Annotated in this window: 16 protein-coding genes; 7 read left to right on the top strand and 9 right to left on the bottom strand. The window is 64.1% G+C overall.

The genetic code is table 11. From position 1 onward, the window contains the following. Nucleotides 1-28: 28 nt before the first annotated feature. Nucleotides 29-2,218 carry a methylmalonyl-CoA mutase gene (gene scpA / locus HGR_RS01575; protein WP_006296295.1) on the bottom strand — a complete coding sequence of 730 codons (2,190 nt, stop codon included), beginning with the start codon at nt 2,216-2,218 and terminating at the stop codon, nt 29-31. Between the two features lie 248 nt (nt 2,219-2,466). On the opposite strand from scpA, the gene HGR_RS01570 reads away from it, so the two are divergent. Both HGR_RS01570 and HGR_RS01565 read left to right on the top strand, forming a co-directional pair. Continuing rightward, nucleotides 2,467-4,290, top strand: coding sequence for a putative bifunctional diguanylate cyclase/phosphodiesterase (locus HGR_RS01570; protein WP_006296293.1), 1,824 nt, complete (start codon nt 2,467-2,469; stop codon nt 4,288-4,290). Nucleotides 4,291-4,510: 220 nt separating this feature from the next. Next, nucleotides 4,511-6,427, top strand: coding sequence for an AMP-dependent synthetase/ligase (locus HGR_RS01565; RefSeq protein WP_006296292.1), 1,917 nt, complete (start codon nt 4,511-4,513; stop codon nt 6,425-6,427). 90 nt (nt 6,428-6,517) lie between these two features. Here HGR_RS01565 and HGR_RS01560 read toward each other — a convergent pair whose 3' ends face one another. After that, nucleotides 6,518-9,517 carry an adenylate/guanylate cyclase domain-containing protein gene (locus HGR_RS01560; protein ID WP_006296291.1) on the bottom strand — a complete coding sequence of 1,000 codons (3,000 nt, stop codon included), beginning with the start codon at nt 9,515-9,517 and terminating at the stop codon, nt 6,518-6,520. 463 nt (nt 9,518-9,980) lie between these two features. Here HGR_RS01560 and HGR_RS01555 point away from each other — a divergent pair, with 463 nt between their 5' ends. The 3 genes from HGR_RS01555 (at nt 9,981) to pal (ending at nt 13,258) form a co-directional block, all read left to right on the top strand. After that, nucleotides 9,981-11,336 (top strand): cation:proton antiporter domain-containing protein, encoded by a 1,356-nt coding sequence (locus HGR_RS01555; protein ID WP_006296290.1) that lies wholly within the window; start codon nt 9,981-9,983, stop codon nt 11,334-11,336. Continuing rightward, on the top strand, nt 11,326-12,471 hold the full coding sequence (locus tag HGR_RS01550; protein WP_006296289.1) for a YbdK family carboxylate-amine ligase: 1,146 nt from the start codon (nt 11,326-11,328) through the stop codon (nt 12,469-12,471). The genes HGR_RS01555 and HGR_RS01550 overlap by 11 nt, the downstream gene beginning before the upstream one ends. 217 nt (nt 12,472-12,688) lie before the next feature. Next, nucleotides 12,689-13,258, top strand: coding sequence for a peptidoglycan-associated lipoprotein Pal (gene pal, locus HGR_RS01545; protein WP_006296288.1), 570 nt, complete (start codon nt 12,689-12,691; stop codon nt 13,256-13,258). Between the two features lie 49 nt (nt 13,259-13,307). On the opposite strand, the gene HGR_RS01540 is transcribed toward pal, so the two are convergent. From HGR_RS01540 to HGR_RS01530, 3 genes are all read right to left on the bottom strand, one after another. Then, entirely contained in the window at nt 13,308-14,285 is a 978-nt protein-coding gene (locus HGR_RS01540) for a 2-hydroxyacid dehydrogenase (protein WP_006296287.1), read from the bottom strand. 13 nt (nt 14,286-14,298) lie between these two features. Beyond that, on the bottom strand, nt 14,299-15,699 hold the full coding sequence (locus HGR_RS01535; protein WP_006296286.1) for a sodium:proton antiporter: 1,401 nt from the start codon (nt 15,697-15,699) through the stop codon (nt 14,299-14,301). A gap of 74 nt (nt 15,700-15,773) precedes the next feature. Next, on the bottom strand, nt 15,774-16,271 hold the full coding sequence (locus HGR_RS01530) for an acyl-CoA thioesterase (protein WP_050797354.1): 498 nt from the start codon (nt 16,269-16,271) through the stop codon (nt 15,774-15,776). Between the two features lie 191 nt (nt 16,272-16,462). On the opposite strand from HGR_RS01530, the gene HGR_RS01525 reads away from it, so the two are divergent. After that, complete coding sequence (locus HGR_RS01525) at nt 16,463-17,023, top strand: phasin family protein (RefSeq protein ID WP_006296284.1); 561 nt, start codon at nt 16,463-16,465, stop codon at nt 17,021-17,023. Nucleotides 17,024-17,356: 333 nt separating this feature from the next. Then, nucleotides 17,357-18,412: a Fe(3+) ABC transporter substrate-binding protein gene (locus HGR_RS01520; RefSeq protein ID WP_006296283.1), complete on the top strand. Its 1,056-nt coding sequence runs from the start codon at nt 17,357-17,359 to the stop codon at nt 18,410-18,412. Nucleotides 18,413-18,558: 146 nt separating this feature from the next. Here HGR_RS01520 and rimO read toward each other — a convergent pair whose 3' ends face one another. The 4 genes from rimO to phaR form a co-directional block, all read right to left on the bottom strand. Then, nucleotides 18,559-20,019, bottom strand: coding sequence for a 30S ribosomal protein S12 methylthiotransferase RimO (gene rimO / locus HGR_RS01515; RefSeq protein ID WP_006296282.1), 1,461 nt, complete (start codon nt 20,017-20,019; stop codon nt 18,559-18,561). Beyond that, nucleotides 20,016-21,239 (bottom strand): cation:proton antiporter domain-containing protein, encoded by a 1,224-nt coding sequence (locus tag HGR_RS01510; protein WP_006296281.1) that lies wholly within the window; start codon nt 21,237-21,239, stop codon nt 20,016-20,018. The genes rimO and HGR_RS01510 overlap by 4 nt, the downstream gene beginning before the upstream one ends. Before the next feature lie 281 nt (nt 21,240-21,520). Beyond that, nucleotides 21,521-23,167 (bottom strand): methyl-accepting chemotaxis protein, encoded by a 1,647-nt coding sequence (locus HGR_RS01505; RefSeq protein WP_006296280.1) that lies wholly within the window; start codon nt 23,165-23,167, stop codon nt 21,521-21,523. A gap of 86 nt (nt 23,168-23,253) precedes the next feature. Continuing rightward, nucleotides 23,254-23,832 carry a polyhydroxyalkanoate synthesis repressor PhaR gene (gene phaR / locus HGR_RS01500; RefSeq protein ID WP_006296279.1) on the bottom strand — a complete coding sequence of 193 codons (579 nt, stop codon included), beginning with the start codon at nt 23,830-23,832 and terminating at the stop codon, nt 23,254-23,256. Nucleotides 23,833-24,046 lie beyond the last annotated feature (214 nt).

Below are 24,046 nucleotides of genomic sequence, written 5' to 3'. Positions count from 1 at the left end.
CCGTCTCGCGCCACCCGCAAGCCCAGCCTCATTGAGCGCCTTGCGCCTTCTTGATCTGCGCCAGCACGTCTTGGGCGCTGGCCGGAATCGCCGTGCCAGGTCCGTAGATGCCTTTGACGCCGGCCTGGTAGAGAAAGTCGTAATCCTGCTGTGGGATAACACCGCCGACGAAAACGATGATGTCCTCGCCGCCTTGGCGCTTCAGGGCCTCGATGATGGCAGGCACCAAGGTCTTGTGACCGGCCGCCAATGTGGACACCCCCACGGCGTGCACATCGTTCTCGATGGCCTGGCGCGCGCATTCCTCCGGGGTCTGGAACAGGGGGCCGAGGTCCACGTCGAAGCCCAGGTCGGCAAAGGCGGTGGCCACCACTTTCGCGCCACGGTCGTGGCCGTCCTGGCCCAGCTTGGCGATCAGCACGCGCGGCCGGCGGCCTTGCTCCTCGGCGAATTGCGCGATGTCGTGCTTGAGGCGATCCCAACCCTCGGCGTCGTCGTAAGCGGCAGCGTACACACCGGTCACCTTTTGCGTGTCGGCGCGATGGCGCCCAAAAACTTTCTCCAGCGCGTCGCTGACCTCGCCCACCGTGGCGCGCAGCCGGATGGCGCGGATGCTGAGATCCAGCAGGTTGCCCTGCCCGCTCTGGGCGGCGGCGGTCAGCGCATCCAGCGCGGCCTGCACGGCCGCGGCATCGCGCGTGGCGCGGATTTGATTCAGGCGCGCGATCTGCTGCTCACGCACCTTGTGGTTGTCCACTTCCAGGATGTCGATGGCTTCTTCCGAGCCCTTGGGCAACTTGTACTTGTTGACGCCGACGATGACGTCCTGACCCGAGTCGATGCGAGCCTGCTTCTCGGCGGCGGCGGCCTCGATCTTGAGCTTGGCCCACCCCGAATCCACCGCCTGGGTCATGCCACCCATGGCATCGACCTCCTCGATGATCGCCCAAGCCGCATCGGCCATGTCTTGCGTCAGCTTCTCCATCATGTAGCTGCCCGCCCAAGGATCGACCACGCTGGTGATGTGGGTCTCTTCCTGGAGGATGAGCTGGGTGTTGCGCGCGATGCGGGCGGAAAACTCCGTGGGCAGCGCGATGGCCTCATCGAAGCTGTTGGTGTGCAGGCTTTGCGTGCCACCGAAAACGGCCGCCATGGCCTCGATGGTGGTGCGCACAACGTTGTTGTAGGGGTCCTGTTCGGTCAGGCTCCAGCCGCTGGTTTGGCTGTGCGTGCGCAGCATCAGGCTCTTGGGGTTCTTCGCGCCAAACCCTTTCATGATGCGGCACCACAAGGCGCGCGCGGCGCGCATCTTGGCGATCTCCAGGTAGAAGTTCATGCCGACCGCCCAGAAGAAGCTCAGGCGCCCCGCGAAGTCGTCCACGTCCAGACCCTTGGCCAGCGCGGTCTTGACGTACTCCTTGCCGTCGGCCAGGGTGAAGGCCAGCTCCAATGCCTGGTTGGCGCCCGCCTCCTGCATGTGGTAGCCCGAGATCGAGATCGAGTTGAACTTCGGCATGTGCTTGGCCGTGTACTCGATGATGTCGCCGATGATGCGCATGCTCGGCGCGGGCGGGTAGATGTAGGTGTTGCGGACCATGAACTCCTTGAGGATGTCGTTCTGGATGGTCCCGGCCAGTTGATCCTGGCGCACGCCCTGCTCCTCCGCCGCCACGACGTAGCCCGCCAGCACGGGCAGCACCGCGCCATTCATGGTCATGGACACGCTGACCTGGTCCAGCGGGATGCCGTCGAACAGGACTTTCATGTCCTCCACCGAATCGATGGCGACGCCAGCCTTGCCTACGTCGCCAAAGACGCGCGGATGGTCGCTGTCGTAGCCGCGGTGGGTCGCCAGGTCGAAAGCCACGCTCACGCCCTGCCCGCCCGCGGCCAAGGCCTTGCGGTAGAAGGCGTTGCTTTCCTCGGCGGTCGAGAAGCCCGCGTACTGACGGATCGTCCAGGGCCGGACCGTGTACATGGTGGCCTGTGGCCCGCGCAGGAAGGGCTCGAATCCGGGCAGGGTGTCCGTGTGGGGCAGGCCCTGCAAATCCCGGGCGGTGTACAGGGGCTTGACCGCGATGCCGTCGGGCGTGACCCAGTTCAGGCTGTCCAGCGTCGCACCCTTGAGTGATTTCACGGCCGCCTGCTCCCAGGCAGAAAGCGCGGCGGCGGAGGCGTCGGGAGGCGAGGCGGGACGAGATTCGGGACTGCGGCTCATGGCTGATGGAACGCGCGCGCCCCAAAAACTGCCCGAGCGCGGTCGCTTGTGTCTCCTCAAAGGTGCGAACGAGTTTAACCCTGGCGTCCACCCCTCTTGAGGGGCCGTCTGTTGCCTTCAAACCACTCCAAGCGCCCGGACTTTCCCTCGGAATAGACCTGTCTACTCAAGAGATGCGGGATTTTTGCCTTATTCTGGTGGGTTAAGTCATGGCCCAGGGAGCCAAAAACGCCAGGGAACGTATTGCATTGAACGAACACCCCGACACCCAAGCGCTGGCACAGGCCCGCGCTCAGCTACAGCGCGAGATCGCCGAACGGCACGCCGTGGAGGCACGTTATCAGGCGCAGATGGCGCAACTGCGCGCCGAACAGGTTCGCCTGCGCGAGCTGGCCGAAATGAGCTCGGAATGGTTCTGGGAAATGGACGAGGAGCTGCGCTTCTCCAAGGTCTATGGTGGCGGGCTGCTGGTTTCGTCATCTTCCACGGACGTGGAGAGCCCGCTGGGCAAGCGGCGCTGGGAGCTACCGATCACCAACGTGGCGCCTGAAAAATGGACCGAGCATCGGCAGATGCTCGAAACTCGCCAGCCCTTTAAGGATTTTGTCTACCAGATCCACTCCCCGCTGACGGGTCAGCTGCACTGGTGCTCCATCAGCGGCAAGCCCATCTTCGAGAACGGCAAGTTCAAGGGCTACCACGGGATGGGGGTCGACATCACCGAGCGCAAGCGGGTGGAGATGCGGGTCGAATTCCTCGCCTACCACGACGCGCTGACGGGCTTGCCCAACCGAGCCTTGTTGCAGGACCGGATGCAGCAGGCGATCGCGCAGGCAGAGCGCGCCCAGGACGGCTTGGCGCTGGCCTTCATCGACCTGGACAACTTCAAGCGCATCAACGATTCCCTGGGGCACGCCGCGGGTGATGCCTTGCTGCGCGAGATCGCCACGCGCCTGAAGGGCTGCGTGCGCGAGAGTGACACCGTCAGCCGCCAAAGCGGGGATGAATTCATCGTCGTGCTCAGCGGCGTGGATGGCGTGCAACGCTGCATCCCCACCCTGGACAAGATCATGCGCACGCTGCAGGAGCCCATGCATTTCGAGGGCAAGGAGATCAGCGCGTCCGCCTCCATCGGCGTGGCCTTCTACCCGCAAGACGGCACCACCTTCGACGAGCTGCGCAAGAAGGCCGATCTGGCCATGTACCGCAGCAAGGACACGGGCCGCAACGCCTACTACTTTTACGACGAGGCGATGAACAACGACGCGGAGGAGCACCTGCTGCTGCGCAACGGACTTCGGCTCGCGATCGAACGCGGCGAACTGGTGCTGCACTACCAGCCGCAGATGGACATCCGCAGCGGCCGCATGGTCGGCGTGGAAGCCTTGCTGCGCTGGCAGTCGCCGACGTTTGGACTGGTCGAGCCTGGTCGCTTCATCCCCGTGGCCGAGGACAGCGGCCTGATCGTTCCGATCGGGGCCTGGGTCTTGGAGCAGGCCTGCCGCCAAGCCCGCGCCTGGCAGGACGACGGCTTGCCAGCACTGACCGTGGCGGTCAACCTCTCGGCGGTGCAATTCCGCCGTGACGACGTGGAAGCCACCGTGGACCAGGCGCTGGAGCGCAGCGGCCTGCCGCCCCACTGCCTGGAACTGGAACTGACCGAATCCATCTTGCTGCAGGATGTGGAGCAGGTGCTGGCCCTGGTGCAGCGGCTGCGCCAGCGCGGCATGCACTTCTCCATCGACGACTTCGGCACCGGCTACTCCAGCCTCGCGTACCTCAAGCGCTTGGACATCGACAAGCTCAAGATCGATCGCAGTTTCGTGCACGACCTGGACCAGACGGCGGACGCCGCCGCCATCGTCGAGGCCATCGTCGAGATGGCGCACAAGCTCGGTCTGCGCACGATCGCGGAAGGAGTGGAGTCGCCAGAATTGCTGGACCGGCTGCGCGACATCGGGTGCGACGAAGCCCAGGGCTACCTGCACGCCCGCCCCATGCCCGCACAAGACTTCTCGCGTTACCTGCACGCCCATTTCCACAACAGCGCCAGAGCGGCCCAGCCTGCCTGAGCCGCGGCAAGGCAGACGCTCTGCCGCCCGCCCGCCGGGACCACCCACCCCCTAACCACCTTGGAACGTGCCCCAAAGTGGCGCGCTATCATGGTGAGTTTCCCATTCCCGGGTGTTGCGCGGCGCCCGTGGACCTCATGCCTTGTTCATGCCTGGGAAAAGACAGACCACACGTCGAATCCACCCCGTCTCTCGCTCGCTCTCGCTCTCGTTCTCGTTCATGACGCAACTCATTGACGCCGCTTCGGCGGCCACCCCCATCGACTTGATTCACACCCTGCCCGAACTGCTGGCATGGCGCGCCGCGCAGAGCCCCAAGCGCGAGGCCTACCGGGAATTCGACGCGGGCACCCAGCAATGGCGCAGTCTGAGCTGGGCCCAAACCCTGACGGAAGTACGCAGCTGGCAAGGCGCGTTGGCCAGCTGCGGCATTCAGTCGGGCCAACGTGTCGCGATCCTGCTGGCCAATGGCTTCCATGCCATGCGCATCGACCAGGCGACGCTGGCGCAGGGCGCGGTGCCGGTGCCGCTGCACGCCATCGACAACCCCGGCAGCATCGCCTACATCCTCTCCGATTGCGAGGCCAGCCTCTTGATGCTGGGCCAGGCGGCGCAATGGGAGCAAATTCAGGCCGCGGCCGTGCAGGCCGGCATCCCACTGACCTCACTGCGCACGGTCGTCTTCAGCGAGGCCTCGGCCCAGGAACTGGGCGCCCAGGCCGCGACGATGGTGACGTCCCCTGCCCAACCCCGCCTGTTGACCCTGCGCGATTGGTTGAACGCTGGCAAGAAGGACGCGAGCCACGGAACCGAGTCGATGAGCAGGACCGCACCGGGATCGGACGACCTGGCCGCGATCGTTTACACCTCGGGGACCACGGGCAAACCCAAGGGCGTGATGCTCACGCACCGCAACGTGCTGGCGAACGTGAAGGCGCTTTACCCCTTCGTGACGCCCTTGCCCGACGATGTCTTCCTCTCTTTTTTGCCGCTGTCGCACACCTTCGAGCGCACCACGGGTTACTACCTGCCGATCGCGTCGGGCTCGGCGGTCGTGTACGCCCGCTCGGTGCAGCAATTGGCCGAAGACATGAAACGGGTGCGGCCCACAGTGCTGATCTCGGTGCCGCGCATCTATGAGCGCGTGCACGCCCGGCTGCAAGAGGTGCTGGCCAAGTCGGCTTTCAAGCAGCGCCTGTTCGAGGCGGCGCAAGCCAAGGGCTGGCAACGGTTCCGCGCGGCGCACGGCCTGAAGGCCGCCCCCGGGGAAGATGCCGCTCAGGCCGCGAAAGCGGGGTGGCTGCGCGTCTTGCCCTGGGCCTTGTTGCGCAGGCTGGTCGCTCAACCGCTGATGGCGCAGTTTGGCGGGCGCATCCGCATCGCGGTCAGCGGCGGGGCCCCCTTGGCGCAAGCTCAGGCGCGCTGCTTCCTCGGCCTGGGTTTGCCCTTGCTGCAGGGCTATGGCATGACGGAAACCTCACCCGTCGTCGCGGCCAACCGCCCCGATGACAACGATCCGGCCACCGTCGGCCGCGCCCTGCCGGGCGTGCAAGTGCGCATCGGCGCGAATCGTGAGTTGCAGGTGCGCGGTGCGTCGGTGATGCGGGGCTATTGGAATCGTCCCGAGGACACCGCGCGCGTGCTGGACGCCGAGGGCTGGCTGTCCACCGGGGACCAAGCCGAGATCGACGCGCAAGGCCGCATCCGCATCCTGGGCCGCATCAAGGAAATCATCGTCACTTCCACCGGCGAAAAAGTGCCGCCCGGCGACTTGGAGCAAGCCATCCTGGACGCTCCCCTGTTCGAGCAAGTGTTCGTGGTCGGCGAGCAGCGGCCCTTCATCGCCGCCGTGGCCGTCGTCCAAGCCGACGAATGGATCAAGCTCGCCAAACGCCTGGGGGTGGACCCCAGGGACGACGGCAGCTTGGCCCACCCGGATGTGATCGCCGCCGCGCTCAAGCAAATGGAACGCGTGACAGGCAGCTTTGCGCGTTATGCCGTGCCCCGCGCCGTCACGCTCACGCGGGAGCCCTGGAACATCGAGAATGGGCTGATGACGCCCACGCTCAAACTCAAGCGCAACAACCTGATGGTCCGCTACGAATCGGCCATCGAGGCGATGTACCGCAAGCGTTGAGGGTGTGTTGTTGCGTGGGGGTGTGGGGTAGAGGCAGTGCCCCCGCAAGGTGCCATCGAGGCACCTTACATGCCCCTCATTCCCTGCAGCCTATTTGTGCTCGCGGGTATAGACCCCATCCCAGTCGGCCGGCGGGGGCTCTCGCCGATAGTCCAGGCAACGCGCGACCAGTTGCTCCACGGCCAAATCCGGCGCACCCCGCACTTGTTCTGACTCCTTGAACTTGGCGATGGCCGCATCCCATTGCCGGGCGAGGTACAGGTCCAGGCCTTCGCCATACAAGCGAGCCGCGGCCTGGCGCTTGCGGACCTCGCTGCCCAACTCCGCATGCTCCAGTTCGGACCACTCGGCGATGGCCTCGTACAGCACCACGGGCTCGCTCTTGCCCTTGACGCGCACCAGATCGAGCTTGCGCGAGAAGACGTGGTCCTTGACCTCGGCGTACACCGCGTCGGAAATCAACAGCGAGACGCCATAGTCCTTGCCCGCGGCCTCGAGCCGCGCCGCCAGGTTCACGGTGTCCCCCATCATGGTGTAGGACGCCAGCGCATCCGTGCCCATGAAGCCCACCTTGGCCAAACCCACGTTGAGGCCAATGCGGATGCGCATGTCGTGCACCTCGGGCATGTAGCGGTTCTCGCGCTTCCAGAGCTGGCGCAGTTCCTCCAGCTTGCGCAACATCTTGAGGGACGCGCGCACGGCCTTGAGGCTGTGATCCTCGACGGGGACGGGCGCGTTGAAGATGCCCACGATGGCGTCGCCGATGTACTTGTCCAGCACACCCTCATGTTCCTTGAGGATGAGCGTCATGGCCGAGAGGTATTCGTTCAGCAGGTTGGCCAGCTCCACCGAGCTGAGCTTTTCGCTGATGCCCGAAAAGCCCGCCACGTCCGAGAAGAATGCCGTGACCCGCAACTCCGAACCCCGCTTGAGCGCCGCCATGTCCTTCATGGCCTCGCCCACCACCACCGGATCGATCATGTTGCCCAGGATGCCTTTGATCTTCTCGCGCTCGCGCAAGCCACCCACCATTCGGTTCAGGGCGCGGGACAGGCTGCCGAATTCATCGGCGCCCTTGGTCGGGAACGCGACGTCCAGATGACCCTGCCCGACCTTCTCGGCGTTGCGGATCAGACGCTTGATCTTGCGTACCGCGATGTAGGAGATGGCCACGGCAAGCAACACGGCGGCACCGAAGATCAGCAAAGCCATTTCGACCGCCTTGTCGCGGTTGCTCTGGATGGCACGCAGGCCGTCGGTGCGGTCGACGATGGTGCGGGTCATGCCGGCGAAGTTCTGCGCCAGCACGAACTGCGGCAAATCACCGCGCCCTGAGTCGGAGAACAAGGGCGTGGTGTCCAACTTCCATAGCACCTCCTCGGCCTCGGTCCGGCTGTTGCCGATCAGGCCATCGGAGAACAGCGTCTTCAGCGGCTGCGTGGGGGTTTCGCTTTGACCGGAGTAGATCCAGTCGCGCAAGGCCTTCCAGCGCCGCATCGACGTCGCGCGATCCTCGGGTGAGCGCACGGAGCGCTGGTAGTCCGCGCCATCGGTGCGGAAGCGAACCAGCAGCTGATCTTCCAGCGCCGAATCACGCAGGTGGCCCAGCGCCTCCACGGACAAGCGCTCTTCCTCGGACGGCGGGTACTGCTTCAAATAGCTTTCATACAAGGCATCGCGCTGTTGCACCAGCTTGGCGTAACGCTCGTACTGCGCCCGGAAGGCCGCGTCCTCGTGCGGCGGCGTGGGCGGATGGGTCTCGCGCAAGGTCTTCAGACGCGCGCGCAGCACGGGCGCGATCTTGGCGAGTTGGGCCAAGATGGGCTTTTCCTCTTCCGCGTACGCCGCCCAAGCCCAAGGCTGGATCTCCTCGCCCTGCGGGTTCACGCGCACCTTGAGCGCGCGGCGCTTCTCCTCGAGCAGACGCGCCCTCTCGGTGGATGCAGGGTGTTCGAAATAAGGCGAGTACAGCGCCTGCAGTTCCAAGCCATTCATCTGAACCGCCAGGGGCGCGAGGTCGCGCAACACCCCGTTTTGCTGGATGGAGACAAAAGCACGCAGCAGGCTGTCCTCCATCGACGCATCGACGTCCAGTTGATTGAGGGCTGAAGACGGGTCGAAGATGCGGGTGTCGACGGCGGCCTCGGGCGTGAGGCCAGGCTGCAGACCCAGGGCGGAGAAGGTCTGGATGCGAAAGCGTCCGGTGTCGAGCCCGAATTCCTGAATCTTGCGTTTGCGCGCTTCCAGCAGGTGAGCGATGACGCCGGCATCGAGCTCGCTGCGCAACTTGCGAGCCTGGATCGACTGCTTGCGCATGCGCTCCTCGGCGGCTTGGGTTTCTGAGGCGGCCCTCGCGCGCGTCGGGTCGCCCTCGGGCTTCTGCTCGGCAAGCGCGGATTCGCGCTGCTGCCGCTCCACGAGGCGATCTTTCAGCGCATCGAGCTCGCGGTTCGCCAGCACGAGTTTCTTGGCTTGGGCCTGCAGCGCGGCAAAGGCCCGGTCTGAGATCGCGCCGCCACTTTGCTGCAACAGCAACAAGACGTTTTTCTCCAGCACCTGTGTGTCGTTGCTGGACAGGTAAGTGGAGAAATAGTTGTCGCTGGTCTTGGTCTGCTTCTCCTCGACCTTCTCGGTGCCCGCCAGTCCGAACCAGTTGCTCTTGATGCCGAGGAAAGACGCCTCTTTCTTTTTTTCCGTCACCGTCACGGTGGTGGTGACGGTCTGGTACTTCTTGAGCGCCTGGGTCTGCTCACCCACGCGCAGCCGGAACTCTTCCACCCGGATCAGACTCTGTGAAATGTTGTCGAGCTCCAGGACCAGCGACGAGATGTAGTTGCGCGAAATGGCCGCCTCGCGCTCGTAGCTCTCGCGCAGGATTTCGGTCTGCTGGTAGACATAACTGGTCGACAGGATGACGATCGTTCCCGCAATCAGACTCCCGGTGAACACCGCCAGCCGAAACTGAATGCCGTTGAGGACCCGCCAGGTCCAGCGCAGCACGCCCAGCACGCCACTGCCCAACGCCCGCGGCCCACGGGCGACCACGCGCCACGCGCTCGGCGTGTCGTGCCCCGCGATGACCTTGCCCATCGACGGGTCGGTGCATGCGCCGCGTGGCCCCGCAGTGGCCAACACGGGCACCGCTGAGTCGGTAGGCCTGTCCGCGCGCGCGCTGCGGCTAAGGCCGCGCTCAGCGGACCGTGCGATGACGTCGATGTATGCCCTCAGCCAGGACTTGAATGATGTTTTTGGCGCCATGGCGTGTGCGGGCTTATTTTTTTTGAGAAACTCGTAAGGGTTCTCGGATTCAAAACCGAGCATTCTTCTGTAGATCATCCCCAGTGACAAGTCTGGGATGTGAACAATTCCCGGTGTCGAGCGCCTGACTCTGTCAGCGTGCGACACGCGTCGTGGTGACAGCCCCACAAGGCCACAGCATGTCACCCGGCCGCGCGGCCGTCGAAACTGGACGTATCAAGCCGTAACCAACCCTGTGGTGCAGGCACTGCCCGCAATCGGGGCGACCCGCCCCCACAACACGAAGGAGTCTCGCTTGTTCGATCTCATGTTCCACTGGTCTGAATGGATCAAGCCTTCCGCCGGCCTTCCCGTCGTGCAATGGGCTCTGCTGCTGGCGGTCGCCGCGGCAACAGGCCATGGCCTGCAACGACGCTGGGGACTGCCTCAGGTGCTGGGCTATTCGCTGATCGGGGCCTTGGCGGGTTACTCCGGCTACACCACGGCCACTTGGCCTCTGGATGGCATGGCCCAGTTCCTGATCGAACTGGGGCTGTCCATCGTTTTGTTCGAGGCCGGTGGACGCCTGTCGCTGCGCTGGCTGCGCATGAATCCGATGCTGCTGGTTCAAAGCATCGTGGAGTCGCTGGTCACCTATGTGGCGGCGCTCTGGATGCTGCGCTTGTTCCAAATTGAAGCGGCGCTGCACCATCCCTTGGCGCTGCTGATCACGACCACGTCGCCGGCCTTGTTGATGCGGGTGACCCACGACTTGCGCGCCAGCGGCCCCGTGACCGATCGGGCCATCACGCTGGCCACGCTCAACACCTTCTACGTCCTTGCCGTGGGCGGGGTGATGGCGCGACTGGTGGGCCCGATGGAAGGACGACTGGATGGCCCCGGCATGGGCAGCTGGTGGGGGGCCATACCGGCCGTGCTGCTCTTGGTCTTCACCTCGGTGCTGGTCGGCGCCGTGCTTGCGCTGGCGTTGCGCAAGGCCCTCGCGTGGATGAGCCCAAGCAGCGAGAACACGGCCGTGCTGCAATTGGCGCTGATCGCCGCGGGCACGGCCCTGGCCGCGCACTTTGGAGGCTCCGCGCCGCTGGCCGCCTTGCTGGCGGGTGTGCTGCTCAAGGCCTGGAATCCCCGCCCCTGGATTTGGCCGCGCCAGTTTGGCACGGCCGCCAGCGCGCTGAGCATCCTCACCTTCGTGCTGGTGACCATGACGGCGGCCCAGGCGCCCTGGCAGTGGCAATGGCAGATCTGGGTGCTGGTCCTGGCCCTGGCGTTGACGCGGGGCGTGGCACGCATCGGCGCACTGAGCGCGACCACGCTGCTGGGCATGGGCAGCGGCGCCAGTCTGCGACAGACCCTCTGGACCGCCAACACGCTGTGGCCCATGTCGGCCGTGGCCTTGCTGCTGATATCGCAGTTCGCCGAATTCACCCCGACCCTGGGCGCGGCGATTGCCTCGATTGCGCTGCCCTTGTTGCTGCTGCTTGAACTGTTTGGCGCCCTGCTGATGACGTGGAGCCTGAAGCAGACCCAGGAGGCCAGTGAAACCGGCAACGAGCGATCGGCCTCTGGCCGCCTCGGCACCCCCGCGAGAACGGCCGAAGACCGCGCGACACCCTCCACGCAAGAACCGGAAGACAACCGCCATGGCACTTGAAGCTTTTCACCCCTCCGAGCCCCTGACGCTGGGTGTTGAACTTGAACTGCAGTTGGTCAATACGCACGACTACGACCTCGCGCCCTACGCGGACGACATGCTGCGCTTGATGGGCAAGCATGAGCTGCCCGGCAGCGTCGTGCCCGAAATCACCTCCAGCATGATCGAGATTTCCACGGGCGTTTGCCGCTCGCCGCGTCAAGTGAAGGAGGAACTGGGACAAATCCGTGACGCCCTCGTGCGCAGCGCGGACAAGCTCAACATTGCCGTGGTGGGCGGCGGCACGCACCCGTTTCAGCAGTGGCACGAGCGGCGCATTTACGACAAGCCGCGCTTCAAGGAAATATCAGCCCTCTACGGCTACCTGTCCAAGCAGTTCACGATCTTTGGCCAGCACGTGCACGTCGGGTGTCCCGATGCGGACAGTGCCCTGCTGATGCTGCACCGCATGAGCCGTTATATCCCCCACTTCATCGCCTTGTCAGCCTCGAGCCCCTTCGTGCAAGGCCATGACACGGCGTTCGATTCCGCGCGGCTCAACTCCGTCTATGCATTTCCGCTCTCGGGTCGCGCACCCTTTGTGTTGCGATGGAACGAGTTTGGGCAATTCTTCGAAAAGATGACACGCACCGGCGTCGTCAACAGCATGAAGGACTTCTATTGGGACATTCGACCGAAGCCCGAATTCGGCACCATCGAAATCCGCGTCTTCGACACGCCACTGACCATTGAACGGGCGGCGGCGCTGGCTGCCTATGTGCAAGCGCTGGCCGCATGGTTTCTGGCCGACGCGCCGTTCATGCCGGCGGAAGATGATTACCTCGTCTACAACTACAACCGCTTTCAAGCCTGTCGATTCGGCCTGGACGCCATCTACGTCGACCCGTCCAGCGGCGAGCACCTCGCGCTCCGAGAACACCTGCTCAAGACCTTGGAGCAGGTGGGCCGTCACGCTCAGTCACCCGGCGCAGAAAGCGCCCTCAAGCTTCTGCGCGAGAGCGTCCTTCAAGGGCAGAACGATGCGCGCTGGCTGCGCGAGGTTCAGGGCCGGGAACAGTTTCTCGCTGAAGTCTCGAGGCAAGCGAGCTTGCGATTCAGGATCGACTCACAGCCCGAGGCCTCCGCCGCTGCGTGAAGATGTCTTTACGCTTTTTTACCTTAGCCCCAAATCCGCACCGACTTGCTGGGTAAACCCTTGATTTACTTGAGATAGTTCTTTATGGTCGGTGTTCCGTCCCATGATGGCTCGCCTCGTCCGAGACCGACCTTCATGGGCTCTTGGGCGCAAGACGCCTCCGACCCGACGGCGGCATGGTGTCTTCCCGCCTCCGACTCACCCAAAGGAGAAATTGATGTCATTGAAAAAATGGATTGTGCTTGGCGCGGCCCCCATCCTCTGCGTGTTCATGGTGGGTTGCTCCTCGGTGGCCACGACAGCCCCGGACACCCCGAGCAGCACCGCAGCCGCGGCAGCCCCAGCAACCCCGGCGCCGAGCGTGACGACGGCCGCGCCAGAAGCCAAACCTGCCCAGGCCAGCGCGCCGACGCCCGCTGCCGCGGTGCCGGTGGCCAAGCCAGCGGACTCGATCGCTGACGTGGCCAAGCTGGTTTACTTCGACTACGACAGCTCGGCCATCAAACCCGAGTTTCGTGCCGTGATCGAGGCCCATGCCCGCTTCATGCAATCCAATCCCGCGCGCTCGGTCACGATCGCGGGCCATGCCGATGAGCGCGGAGGCACCGAGTACAACCTCGCGCTGGGTCAGCGCCGGGCGGACGCCGTGCGCCAGATGCTGGTGCTGCTGGGCGTGAACAGCTCGCAAATCGAGACGATCAGCTTCGGCAAGGAAAAGCCCGCGGTTCGCGGCAGCAACGAAGCTGCCTGGGCCAAGAACCGGCGAGCTGAAATCACCTACAAGTGAGGGAGCAAGCCAGTCAACAAAGCGGTCTTCGGACCGCTTTTTTTCGCGCTCAGTTCAGAGGTGTGATCGCCTTGCCAGTTTGGAAGTAGGCGATCAGATTGTCCGCCGCGAGTTCCGCCATGGCGCGCCGCGTCGGGACGCTGGCACTGGCGATGTGCGGTGTGAGCACCACGTTCGGCACCGTCAACAGTTCCGGGTTCACCTTGGGCTCGCCTTCGAACACATCCAGTCCAGCCGCGGCGATGCCACCTCCCTGACTGCCCTTGCGCAAGGCCTGGACCAGGGCGTTTTCATCGACGATACCGCCGCGTGCGATGTTGACCAGCGTGGCGGTTGGCTTCATCAAGGCCAATTCCGCCGCGCCAATGATGTGGTGTGACTCCTTCGAGTAGGGCAACACCAGCACGAGGTGATCGGCGGTCTTCAGCAACTCCTCCTTGCCGACGTAGCGCGCCTTGCACTCGCTTTCCATCGCGGCGTCGAGGCGGCTTCGGTTGTGGTAGATGACCTTCATACCGAACCCATGCGCGCCGCGCTTGGCGATGCCTTGCCCTATGCGCCCCATGCCCAGAATGCCGAGGGTGGAGCCGTGAATGTCCGCGCCAGCGAACATGTCGTAGGCCCATTTGTGCCACTTGCCCGCGCGCAGGTAATGCTCGCTCTCGGCAATTCGGCGGGCCGTGGCCATCAGCAAGGCAAAGCCGAAATCCGCCGTGGTGTCGGTCAGCACGTCGGGCGTGTTGGTGCCGAGGACGCCATGCGCCGTCATCGCGTCCAGATCGAAATTGTTGTAGCCCACGGCCATGTTGGCGCAGATCTTCAGCCGCGGACAGGCCTGCAGCACCGTCTTGTCGATGCGCACGCTGCCGGTGGTGAAGGCGCCGTCCTTGTCACGCAGCTTGTCGATCAGCCGCGTGCCGCTCATGTCCTCGTCGGGCTGGTTGGTTTCCAAATCGAAATGCTGTTCCAGCTTGGCGATGATCTCGGGAAAGATCGCGCGCGCCACCAGCACACGGGGTTTGCTCATCAAGGGCTCCAGGTCAACGGAAGAAAAGGAAAGTCATCACGACGAACAGCGGCACGAGAATGCCCACCGACCAAAGCATGTAGCCGAAAAAGCTGGGCATCTTCACGCCACGCTCTTCCGCGATGGCCTTGACCATGAGGTTGGGCGCGTTGCCGATGTAGGTGTTGGCGCCCATGAAGACCGCGCCAGCCGAGATGGCCGCCAACGTGGTGGCCATCGAGGTCATGAGCACGGTGGGATCCCCCCCCGCCGTGTTGAAGAACACAAGGTAGGTCGGTGCGTTGTCGAGGAAGGAACTCAGGGCGCCCGTGGCCCAGAAATACATGGCGGGGTTCGGCGTGCCATCGGCGTTGGTGACGGCCGCAACGACGCCGCCAAAAGGCCCGTTCACGCCCGCCTTCAGCATGGCGATCACCGGAACGATGGTCAGGAAGATGCCAGCGAACAGCTTGGCCACCTCCTGCATCGGGCCCCACGAGAACTGATTGTTGTCGTGCACATCGCCCGGGGTGAGCTTCAGGGACATCAGCGTCACGGCGATCAGGCCAGCGTCCCTGGCCAATCCGGCCAATCCGACTTCCGTGCCGAACACATTGAACACCACGCCGGGTTCCCAAATGCCGCTCATCAACACCAGGATCACCACCACGGCCAGCAGCACGAAGTTCACGCCGCCGTCGAAGCCCAGCCGCGTCGTGTCAGGCGTCGGGTCCACGGGCTTGATCTCCTCGCGACGGCGGTAGTACCAGCTGTCCAAGGCATAGAACAGCGCGAGCAGACTGCCCACCAGGAACAGCGTATCGGGCCAGATGTGCTGCAAGGTCCAGAAGAAATCCACACCTTTGAGAAAACCAAGGAACAGCGGCGGGTCACCCAAGGGCGTCAAGGAACCACCGGCATTCGAGACGATGAAGATGAAGAAAACGATGACGTGCGCCTTGTGCCGCCGGTTGTCATTGGCGCGGATCAGCGGGCGGATCAGCAACATCGATGCACCCGTGGTCCCCATGAAGCTGGCCAGCACCGCACCGATGGCAAGGATGGCGGTGTTCAAACCCGGACTGCCATGCAGGTTGCCCTTGATGTAGATCCCGCCCGAGACGGTGAACAGGGCCGTCAGCAGGAGGATGAAGGGGATGTACTCAGCCAGCAAGGCATGGACGAAGCTGTGTGCCGCGAGCCCGGGACCGAAAACCGCCGCGAATGGCAGCAAAAAGGCCAAGGCCCAGGCCGCGGTGATCTTGCCGAAATGGTGGTGCCAGAAGTGCGGTGTGAGCAAGGGCAGCAGCGCGATCGACAACAGGATTCCGGCGAAGGGCACGCCCCACCAGGCAGAGAGCTGGCTGCCGTCCAGTTCAGCTGCCGAGGCCACCCCAGGCCAGAGCAACCCCGCAAGCACCACGGCCACCCACATCCCTCGCCATTGCTTCACATTCATTCCTTTCGCGTCCATCGACTCTGTTCCTTGTCACTCAATGAGGCCGTGTTTCAGGCCGATGCCGGGGCGTGCAGTGCCAGCGTGGCGGCTCGCAGTGCTGGTGGCAGGGAGACTGGGCGGCGGGTATCGCGGTCCACGTACACATGGACCAGGTGACCTTGGGCCGCGGCCGTTTGCGCCAGCAGAGCGAAGATGCCGATTTCATAGTGCACGCTGCTGCTGCCCACATGGCCCACCCGCAGACCAACGTCGATGTCCTGGGGAAAGCCCACGGAAGCGAAGTAGTTGCAATGGTTTTCGACCACCAGACCGATGGTTTGGCCCGCTTCAACATCCAGCAGACCCTGTTCGATCAGCCAGGCATTGACCGCCGTGTCGAACCAGCTGAAATAGGCCGCGTTGTTGGCATGTCCATAGGCATCGTTGTCCATCCACCGCGTTCCGAGCCTGCGGAACACCCGGTACGCCTCGCGCCGCTCAGGCCCGGGACGGTGTCTCCCGGCTTGTGAAGTTGTCTGTTCGGGGACCTTGCCCGCCTTTTCCGTCATGGGGCGGCATTCTGCCAGCCTGATCGGATCGTCCCAATTAGGGCTTGGCCCCTAAAGCATCGAAACAAAATCTGAAAGCCTTGCCAGCGCGCAGCGTCTCCCTACAATGGGCGTCATGTTGCAGTGCAACATATCGCGTGAGCCCCGTGGTGTCGAAATCGTTCTGAAACCATTTCCTCAAGGAGTACCGTATGCTGACCGCTGAACAAGTCCTGGCCACCAACAAGGCCAACATCGAATCTCTCTTCGGCCTGACCAGCAAGGCGTTTGAAGGCATCGAAAAACTGGTGGAGTTGCATCTCGCCGCCAGCAAGGCCCTGTTGGCCGATACAGCCAGCCAAACGCAGACCGTGCTGAGCGTGAAGGACCCCCAGGAACTGATGACCTTGCCCTCCAGCCTCTTGCAGCCGCTCGGCGAAAAAGCCGCGAGCTATGGCCGCGAGGTGTACGAAATCTCCACCGCCACCAGCGCCGAATTCACCAAGGCGTTTGAAGCCCAGTTCGCCGAGGTGCAGCGCAAGTTCCAGGATCTCGTGGACAGCACCGCTCAGAATGCTCCGGCCGGCTCGGAAACTGCCGTGGCCCTGTTCAAAAGCGCCGTGGCCGCCGCCAACAACGTTCTCGAAACGGCGCAAAAGTCGGCCAAGCAAGCCGCAGCGCTGGCGGAGTCGAACATCAAGGCGGCGACCACCAGCGCCATGGATGCCGCGACCGGCGCGGCCGAAACGGGCAAGGCCAAGAAGCGTGCTTGAGCGGGCTACACCGCCCCTGCTTTTTACAAGGATTTACAGTCGCCGACTTTACAGACCGGTGGAAACCCTGACATAATTCACTCATCGGAAATTGATTTCGCTTTATGAATTAAATGTCATAAAGTCTTTTTGATCAGTTTCCACCTTTTGTCTCCTCGGGTCCTTTCGTAAGCTCAGGCTTCAGGGATCCCTTCAAGGCCCCATCTTCGGATGGGGCTTTTTTTTGCCCGCTTGGAGCGACGCGCCTTAATCCCTTTGCTTCATCGATGTTTTCTGAGAACAATTCTCATCGCATTTAAGATGCGACCACCAACGTTTCTGAGAATGATATCCATGAAGCTTTTCGCCGATCTTTCCTTGGGTCGCCTGCTGGGCGCGTTGTTGTTGCTGGCGGGCGGTGCCACGCATGCGCAACAGGTGTTGAATGTCTATTCCGCCCGCCACTACCCGAGCGATGACATCCTCTACGCTGGCTTCACCAAGAAAACCGGTATCCAAATTCAGCGGGTGGACTCGGATGATGCGGGCATCATCGCCCGCCTGCGCGCGGAAGGCACGGCATCCCCGGCGGACGTGATCCTGATGGTCGACGCCGCGCGTCTCTACCGTGGAGAAATCATGGGCCTGTACCAGCCCGTGAAGTCCGCCGTGCTGGAGGCCGCCATTCCCCTGAACCTGCATGGAACGGTCAATGCCGACGGCGCGGCCAACTGGTACGGTTTCTCCACGCGCGCACGTGTGGTGGTGTTCGACCCGCGCAAGGTGAAGCGGGAAGATGTCGACACCTACGAGGAGCTGGGCGACCCGAAGAACAAGGGCAAGCTGTGCATCCGCTCTGGCTCGCACCCCTACAACCTCTCTCTGTTCGGCGCGGTGCTTGAGCACACGGGCGAGGCCAAGACAGAAGCTTGGCTCAAGGGCATGGTCGCGAACATGGCGCGGGAACCCAAGGGTGGTGATACGGACCAGATCCGCGCCGTGGCCTCGGGCGAATGCGCGATCGCCGTGACCAACACCTACTACCTGGCACGCCTGATGAACGCCAGCGCGCCTGAAGATCGCGCAGTGGCGGACAAGGTGGAAGTGGTGTTCCCCAATCAGAACAGCTGGGGCACGCACATCAACATCGCGGGCGCCGCGGTGGCCCGGCACGCACCCAATCGCGCCAACGCGATTCTTTTCCTGGAATACCTGGCGAGCCCCGAGGCCCAGGATGTCTTCTCCAACGCCAACAACGAATGGCCCGCCGCGCGCGGAATGAAGCCGAACAACCCGGCGCTGCAACGCATGGTCGGCCAGGGGTTCAAGAGCGAAACCATCCCGATCAGCGCGGTGGGCCGCAACACGATCAAAGTTCAGCAGATGCTGGACCGCGTCGGATTCAAGTAAGCGAACTCGCGCACCCTGAAGGCCGCAAGGCCAACGGCCATGGTTTCATCGCCATGGCCGTTTTTTGTGGGCTGACGGGTCAGCGCACGAGAGTCACTCGATCGCGGTGCCTCGGGGGCTAGCCCGGCACGGAAGCGGTCCGCCGATCAGATCGGCAAGGCCACGAGGTCGTGCCCATCGGTCGCGACGATGCGCGCCTTGGTGAACTCCCCTGCTTTCAGGGTCTTGCTGATCTTCTCGGGGGGCAGCAGACGCACGGTGCCGTCGATCTCCGGCGCGTCGGCGTAGCTGCGGCCCACGCCGCCCTTCTTGCCCAGGCCTGGCGCGGAGTCGACCAGCACCTGCATGGTCGCGCCGACACGGCGTTGCAAACGCGTGGTGGAAACCTCCTCCGCCACGGCCATGAAACGCTGGCGCCGCTCCTCCCGCAGTGCGTCCGGCAAGGCGCCCGGCAACTCATTGGCGGCCGCGCCGCGCACGGGACTGTAGGCAAAACAGCCCGCTCGGTCGATCTGGGCCTCGCGCACGAAATCCAGCAGGTGCGCAAACTCTTCCTCGGTCTCGCCCGGGAAACCCGCGATGAAGGTGCTGCGCACCACCAGTTCGGGGCAGATCTCGCGCCAGCGCTGAATGCGCTCCAGGTTCTTCTCGCCGCTGGCCGGGCGCTTCATGCGCCGCAACACTTCCGGGTGGCTGTGCTGGAAAGGCACGTCCAAGTAAGGTAGCACCAGGCCTTGGGCCATGAGAGGGAGGATGTCGTCCACGTGCGGATAGGGATAAACGTAGTGCAGGCGCACCCAAGCGCCATGCTCAGCCGCCAGTTCACCCAGCGCTTGAACCAAATCCAGCATGCGCGTCTTCACCGGCTTGCCATCCCAGAAACCAGTGCGGTACTTCACATCGACGCCATAGGCAGAGGTGTCTTGGCTCACCACCAGCAACTCCTTCACGCCGCCTTCGAATAGCGCCTTGGCCTCCTTCAGCACGTCACCGACCGGACGGCTGACCAAGTCACCGCGCATGGACGGGATGATGCAAAAGGTGCAACGGTGGTTGCAGCCTTCGCTGATCTTCAGGTAAGCGTAGTGGCGCGGCGTGAGCTTCAGACCCGCCTCGCCGAAACCGCCCGGCACCAAGTCCAGGAAGGGATCGTGCGGCTTGGGCAAGTGCAGGTGCACGGCGTCCATCACCTCCTGGGTCGCGTGCGGCCCTGTCACGGCCAGCACGCTGGGGTGCATCTGCCGCACGAGATTGGCGCCAACCTGCCCGTCGTCGCCATCGCCCACGGTGCGCGCGCCCAAGCAACCCGTGACGATGACCTTGCCGTTCTCGGCCAACGCCTCGCCGATCGTGTCCAGGCTTTCCTTGACGGCATCGTCAATGAAACCGCAGGTGTTCACGATGACCAAGTCCGCGCCGGCGAAGGTCTTGGAAGTCTGGTAGCCCTCAGCACTGAGTTGCGTGAGGATCAGCTCGGAGTCAGTCAGGGCCTTGGGGCAGCCCAGGCTCACAAAACCGACCTTGGGTGCGGAAGACGAGGCCACGGCAGGCGTCGCAGAGACGTTCGGCGCCAGCGCGCGAGCATTCGTGGAAATGGGGGTGTTCATGGAGAAGAATCGATGTTTGAAGTTTGGGGCTTACGCCGTGCCAAGGCCACCAAGGCGGTGGACACCAGCACGACGATGAGCACGGCGCCCGTGAAATAGGCCGGCAGAGGTGGCACGCTCATCGCGCCCGGGGGATGGGATTCGGATTGGCTGAGCGCCTGCACGTTCAGGAACAGCAGCACCGTGATCAGTCCGCGCGGCGCGAACCACAGCAGCGCGTCGGCCGCCGCTTGCCGTGCAAAGGCCAGCAGCAGACGCCGCCCTCCGTAGATGACGGCCAGCGCGAGCAACGCGGTCGCCCAGGCCTGCCAGGCGACCAGATCGGCCAGCTCCGTCCAGTAACCGAGCAGGATGAAAAAGACGCCCCGGACCGCGAAAGTCAATTCCTGCACCAGCACTTTGAATTGGTCGAGCGTGGCGTCGTAACGGTCGTCCATCCAGCCACGCAAACCGGGAATGCGGGTGATCAGTGCCGGGTTGTTGAGGGCCAGGCCGAACAGCAGCACCATGATGAGGGGTGAGAGATGCAGCAATTCCCCCACGGCATACAGACCGAACAAGCCCGCCAGCAGGGGCACGAAGCGGATATGGCCGTCCACGCGCATCAACACCAGCACCAGGCCAACCGAGCACACGAGCGACAGCAACAGGGACAACACGCCGCCACCGATCAAGCCGCTGAGCAGCCCTGCGACCGTGCCACCGGAGTGCATCAGAGCGAAGAACACCAGCACGCCCAGGATGTCGGAGATCGAACTCTCGTAGACCACGAACTCACGCACCGGAGCCGGCTGTGACTGACTGCTTGGAATGGCCACCGCGCTGCTGATGATGGCGAAAGGGACCGACAGCAACAAGGCGGGAAAGAATGCCCAGTCCAGCACCAGCATCGCCAAGGCCGCGAACACGGCCATGTAGAACAGCAGGCCGATCCCGGCCGTGCCAAGGGCACGCGTCGCCAGAGGCAAGCGATCTCGCCGCAGCTCGATATCGAAGGCGCCCTCGAGCACGATCAGGATCAGGCCCACGGCGCCCAGCACCGGCACCAGCACGTCCACGCCGTCCAGTTGGCGTCCGAGCAGACCGAGCAAAGGTTTGGCGATGAATCCCAAGCCCACCAGCACGATCACCGAGGGCAGGCGCAAGCGGGCGCTGACGCGCTCGACCGCGAAGGCCAGCAGCAGAAAAACGGAGACGATCAGGATCGCTGAATAGGCCATCAAAACTTGGGGCGACTCGGGACCCGCAGCCAGCGACGGGAAGAAGCATCGCAGTCCGCGGGAGGGCGATCATTGTATCGGGCGAGGTTCCGCCGGCCCCGAGCCTAGGGAGGCTCAATCGCTCCACGCACGCCCTTTACGCACGCCCCTCACGCACGACCGCACATCCAGACCCACTGTGCCCGGGGCCTCCCGTGAATCACGGTCTGCGCAGCCGTTTTAACGCTGAGCTTCAAGGCTTTGCGCCCCATGCCCCGCAGGACATGCGGCGTCTTCTCGACTTACACGGTGGACAGCGACTGGCGCGCCATGGGTTCGGGCTGCGGCAGTCCCGTTGGTGGCACGGCGGCCTGCAGGCTGGGCGAGGACGCCGCACCCAGTCGAAACACCGCGACGGCGGTCCGCAGGCCTCGCGCCTGCTCCGCCAACGCATGGGCGGCATCGGCGGCTTGCGACACCCCGGCTGCGGTATCGCGACTCTGCGCCTCCAGCTCGCTCAAGGTGCCGCTCAGTGCGGTCACGCCGTCCGCCTGACGGGCACTGTCCGAGGAGATGTCGGCCACGATTTCAGTCACTTGGTCCACCGAGCGCACCACCCGCGCGATCGTGGTACCCGCTTGCCCGACCTGCTGCACACTCTGAGTCACGCGCTCATTGGCCGTGTCGATCAGGACCTTGATTTCCCGCGCCGCCTCCGCGCTGCGCTGGGCAAGCTGGCGCACCTCGGAAGCCACCACGGCAAAGCCCTTGCCGAGTTCTCCGGCTCGCGCGGCTTCCACCGCCGCGTTCAACGCCAGCAGATTGGTCTGAAAAGCAATGCCGTCGACCACGCCAACGATCTCGCCGATGCGCTGCGAGACCGCGGCAATGCCCTGCATGCTGGTCACCACCGTGTTCACTTCGGCGCCGCCGGCGCTGGCCAAGCGGGCCACTTCGCGGGCCTGCTCGCTGGCGGCGCCTGCATGGCGGGCATTGCGGGTGACCGTCTCGGACAAGCTCGCCAGGTTGACGGACACCTGGTGCAGGGCGTCCGCCTGTTGGGTGCTGCGCGCGGACATGCCCTGGCTGGCCTGCGCGATGCGGCTGGTGCCGATCGTGATCTGCTCCACCCCCTGCAGCACCTGGGTCACTGCACCGCCCAGGCCCGACTGCATGCGGGCCATGGCGCGATAGAGACCACCAATCTCGTTGTGCCCGCGGTCGCGGATGACGCCGGTGAGGTCACCATCGGCCATGCGATCGAAGTGCAGGCCAGCCTCGCGCAGCGGCGCGAGGATGATGCGGCCGAACATCAGGCGCAACATCAATGCGAGTACCACCACGGCCACCAGCACCACCACGGCGCCCACCATGGCGCGCGCTTGCATGCGCGCGGCCTCGGCCACTGCCTCGCGGCCCTGGGCCAGGGCATAGGCCTGAAACGCACCCACGGCTTCCACGTAACGCTGGGCCGATTGCGTCAGCGCCGGTCCCGCCAGCTTGTTGGCCTCAATGCCGTTCCACCCCTGGACGGCTTTGTGCAGCGGTGTGAGGGAACCTGCCTCGAGCTGCCGGGCCGCGCTCAGCAGAGCCTCGAACAAGGGGCGGCCGATCTCGGAAGCATCCTGCTTGGCTTCCAAGCGCTCTAGGCTCGCACGCGCGCCCGCCAACAAGGCGCCAGCGCGGCGCAGCATGTCGTCGCGGCCTTCCTCCATGCCGCTTTCCATTTGGATCTTGGCTTGCCCCAGATCGGAGCGCGCCTGGAACAGGCGGCTGCTCAGATCGCTGATCTCGCTGGCGCGTTCGATGTTGTCGCGCCCCAGTTGTTCAATGGCTTGGCGATCGCGCTGGAAGATCCACATGGCCGCGCCGGCGGACAGCGCGAAACAGAGGACGAACAGGGTCAGCGTCGCCGTCAGGGCCGTGCTTACCTTGAAAAACATGCGCATGGACAACGCTCTCGGGCCGCCATGCGGAATGCATGGCCGGCGGCAGTGTGCCCGCGCCATTTGACAGAAGCGTTACGTTGGCGTGATCAGCGCCCGGAGTTGCGGCGCATGGCCGCGAACAGGCCCAGCATCTGCTCGGTCTGCTTCTGCAATTGGTCCTGAACCTGGCGCTGCATCTGTTCCTGGGCCTGCAGGTAGCGCTGGGTCGAGTCTTCGACGCTCTTGGCCATGTTCTGGGACAGCCCCAAGGCCGTCATGCGGGTCTGTATTTCATGCAAGGCCTGGATGTTCTTCTCGAGGTAGCCGCCCATCCAGCCCTGCATGGCGTGGCCATAGAAGCGAATGATCTGGCCCAGCACCTGTGTGGAGAACAACGGCGCCCCACCCGCCTCCTCCTCCAGGATGATCTGCAGCAGGATGCTGCGCGTCAGGTCATCCCCGCTCTTGGCGTCGCGCACCACGAAAGGCTGCTGAGACATCACCAGCTGCTTGACTTCCACCAGGGTGATGTAGCTGGAGGTCTGCGTGTCGTAGAGGCGCCGGTTGGGGTACTTCTTGATGACACGCTCAGGTCCAGCCGCTGAAGCATCGGCGGAATCAGCGGCAGCGCCCGTCCTGGGGCCGGGATCGGGCTGGGCGTCAGCGCTGGCGGAGCCTTTTTTCATCGTCAAAGTTTACCCTGGGCAGGGCGGCATATTCCCAGGCACGGCCCGTGCCCCAGGACTGCACCACGCTCACCAGATCGACGTCCATGGAGCCGATGCCAGCCTCGCTGAGCCAGGTCCGCGGCAGAGGTGTCCACACGATTGGCGTTGAGGGCTGAACGAAGCCGTGCGCAGAGGCGACATCATGGTCAGCAGCGCCGGCACCTGACGCTCT

The sequence above is a fragment of the Hylemonella gracilis ATCC 19624 genome, from assembly GCF_000211835.1.
Lineage (GTDB): Bacteria > Pseudomonadota > Gammaproteobacteria > Burkholderiales > Burkholderiaceae_C > Hylemonella > Hylemonella gracilis.
Note: the sequence above shows the minus strand (reverse complement) of the source record. Positions and strands in the feature narration are given on the sequence as shown.

What these genes read in the sequence shown, in the direction of transcription:
- rimO (WP_006296282.1), bottom strand. Translation starts at nt 20,019, where the DNA reads ATGAACACCCCCATTTCCACGAATGCTCGCGCGCTGGCGCCGAACGTC.
- HGR_RS01550 (WP_006296289.1), top strand. Translation starts at nt 11,326, where the DNA reads ATGGCACTTGAAGCTTTTCACCCCTCCGAGCCCCTGACGCTGGGTGTT.
- scpA (WP_006296295.1), bottom strand. Translation starts at nt 2,218, where the DNA reads ATGAGCCGCAGTCCCGAATCTCGTCCCGCCTCGCCTCCCGACGCCTCC.
- phaR (WP_006296279.1), bottom strand. Translation starts at nt 23,832, where the DNA reads ATGAAAAAAGGCTCCGCCAGCGCTGACGCCCAGCCCGATCCCGGCCCC.
- HGR_RS01505 (WP_006296280.1), bottom strand. Translation starts at nt 23,167, where the DNA reads ATGCGCATGTTTTTCAAGGTAAGCACGGCCCTGACGGCGACGCTGACC.
- HGR_RS01520 (WP_006296283.1), top strand. Translation starts at nt 17,357, where the DNA reads ATGAAGCTTTTCGCCGATCTTTCCTTGGGTCGCCTGCTGGGCGCGTTG.
- pal (WP_006296288.1), top strand. Translation starts at nt 12,689, where the DNA reads ATGTCATTGAAAAAATGGATTGTGCTTGGCGCGGCCCCCATCCTCTGC.
- HGR_RS01535 (WP_006296286.1), bottom strand. Translation starts at nt 15,699, where the DNA reads ATGTGGGTGGCCGTGGTGCTTGCGGGGTTGCTCTGGCCTGGGGTGGCC.
- HGR_RS01510 (WP_006296281.1), bottom strand. Translation starts at nt 21,239, where the DNA reads ATGGCCTATTCAGCGATCCTGATCGTCTCCGTTTTTCTGCTGCTGGCC.
- HGR_RS01565 (WP_006296292.1), top strand. Translation starts at nt 4,511, where the DNA reads ATGACGCAACTCATTGACGCCGCTTCGGCGGCCACCCCCATCGACTTG.
- HGR_RS01560 (WP_006296291.1), bottom strand. Translation starts at nt 9,517, where the DNA reads ATGGGCAAGGTCATCGCGGGGCACGACACGCCGAGCGCGTGGCGCGTG.
- HGR_RS01540 (WP_006296287.1), bottom strand. Translation starts at nt 14,285, where the DNA reads ATGAGCAAACCCCGTGTGCTGGTGGCGCGCGCGATCTTTCCCGAGATC.
- HGR_RS01530 (WP_050797354.1), bottom strand. Translation starts at nt 16,271, where the DNA reads ATGACGGAAAAGGCGGGCAAGGTCCCCGAACAGACAACTTCACAAGCC.
- HGR_RS01525 (WP_006296284.1), top strand. Translation starts at nt 16,463, where the DNA reads ATGCTGACCGCTGAACAAGTCCTGGCCACCAACAAGGCCAACATCGAA.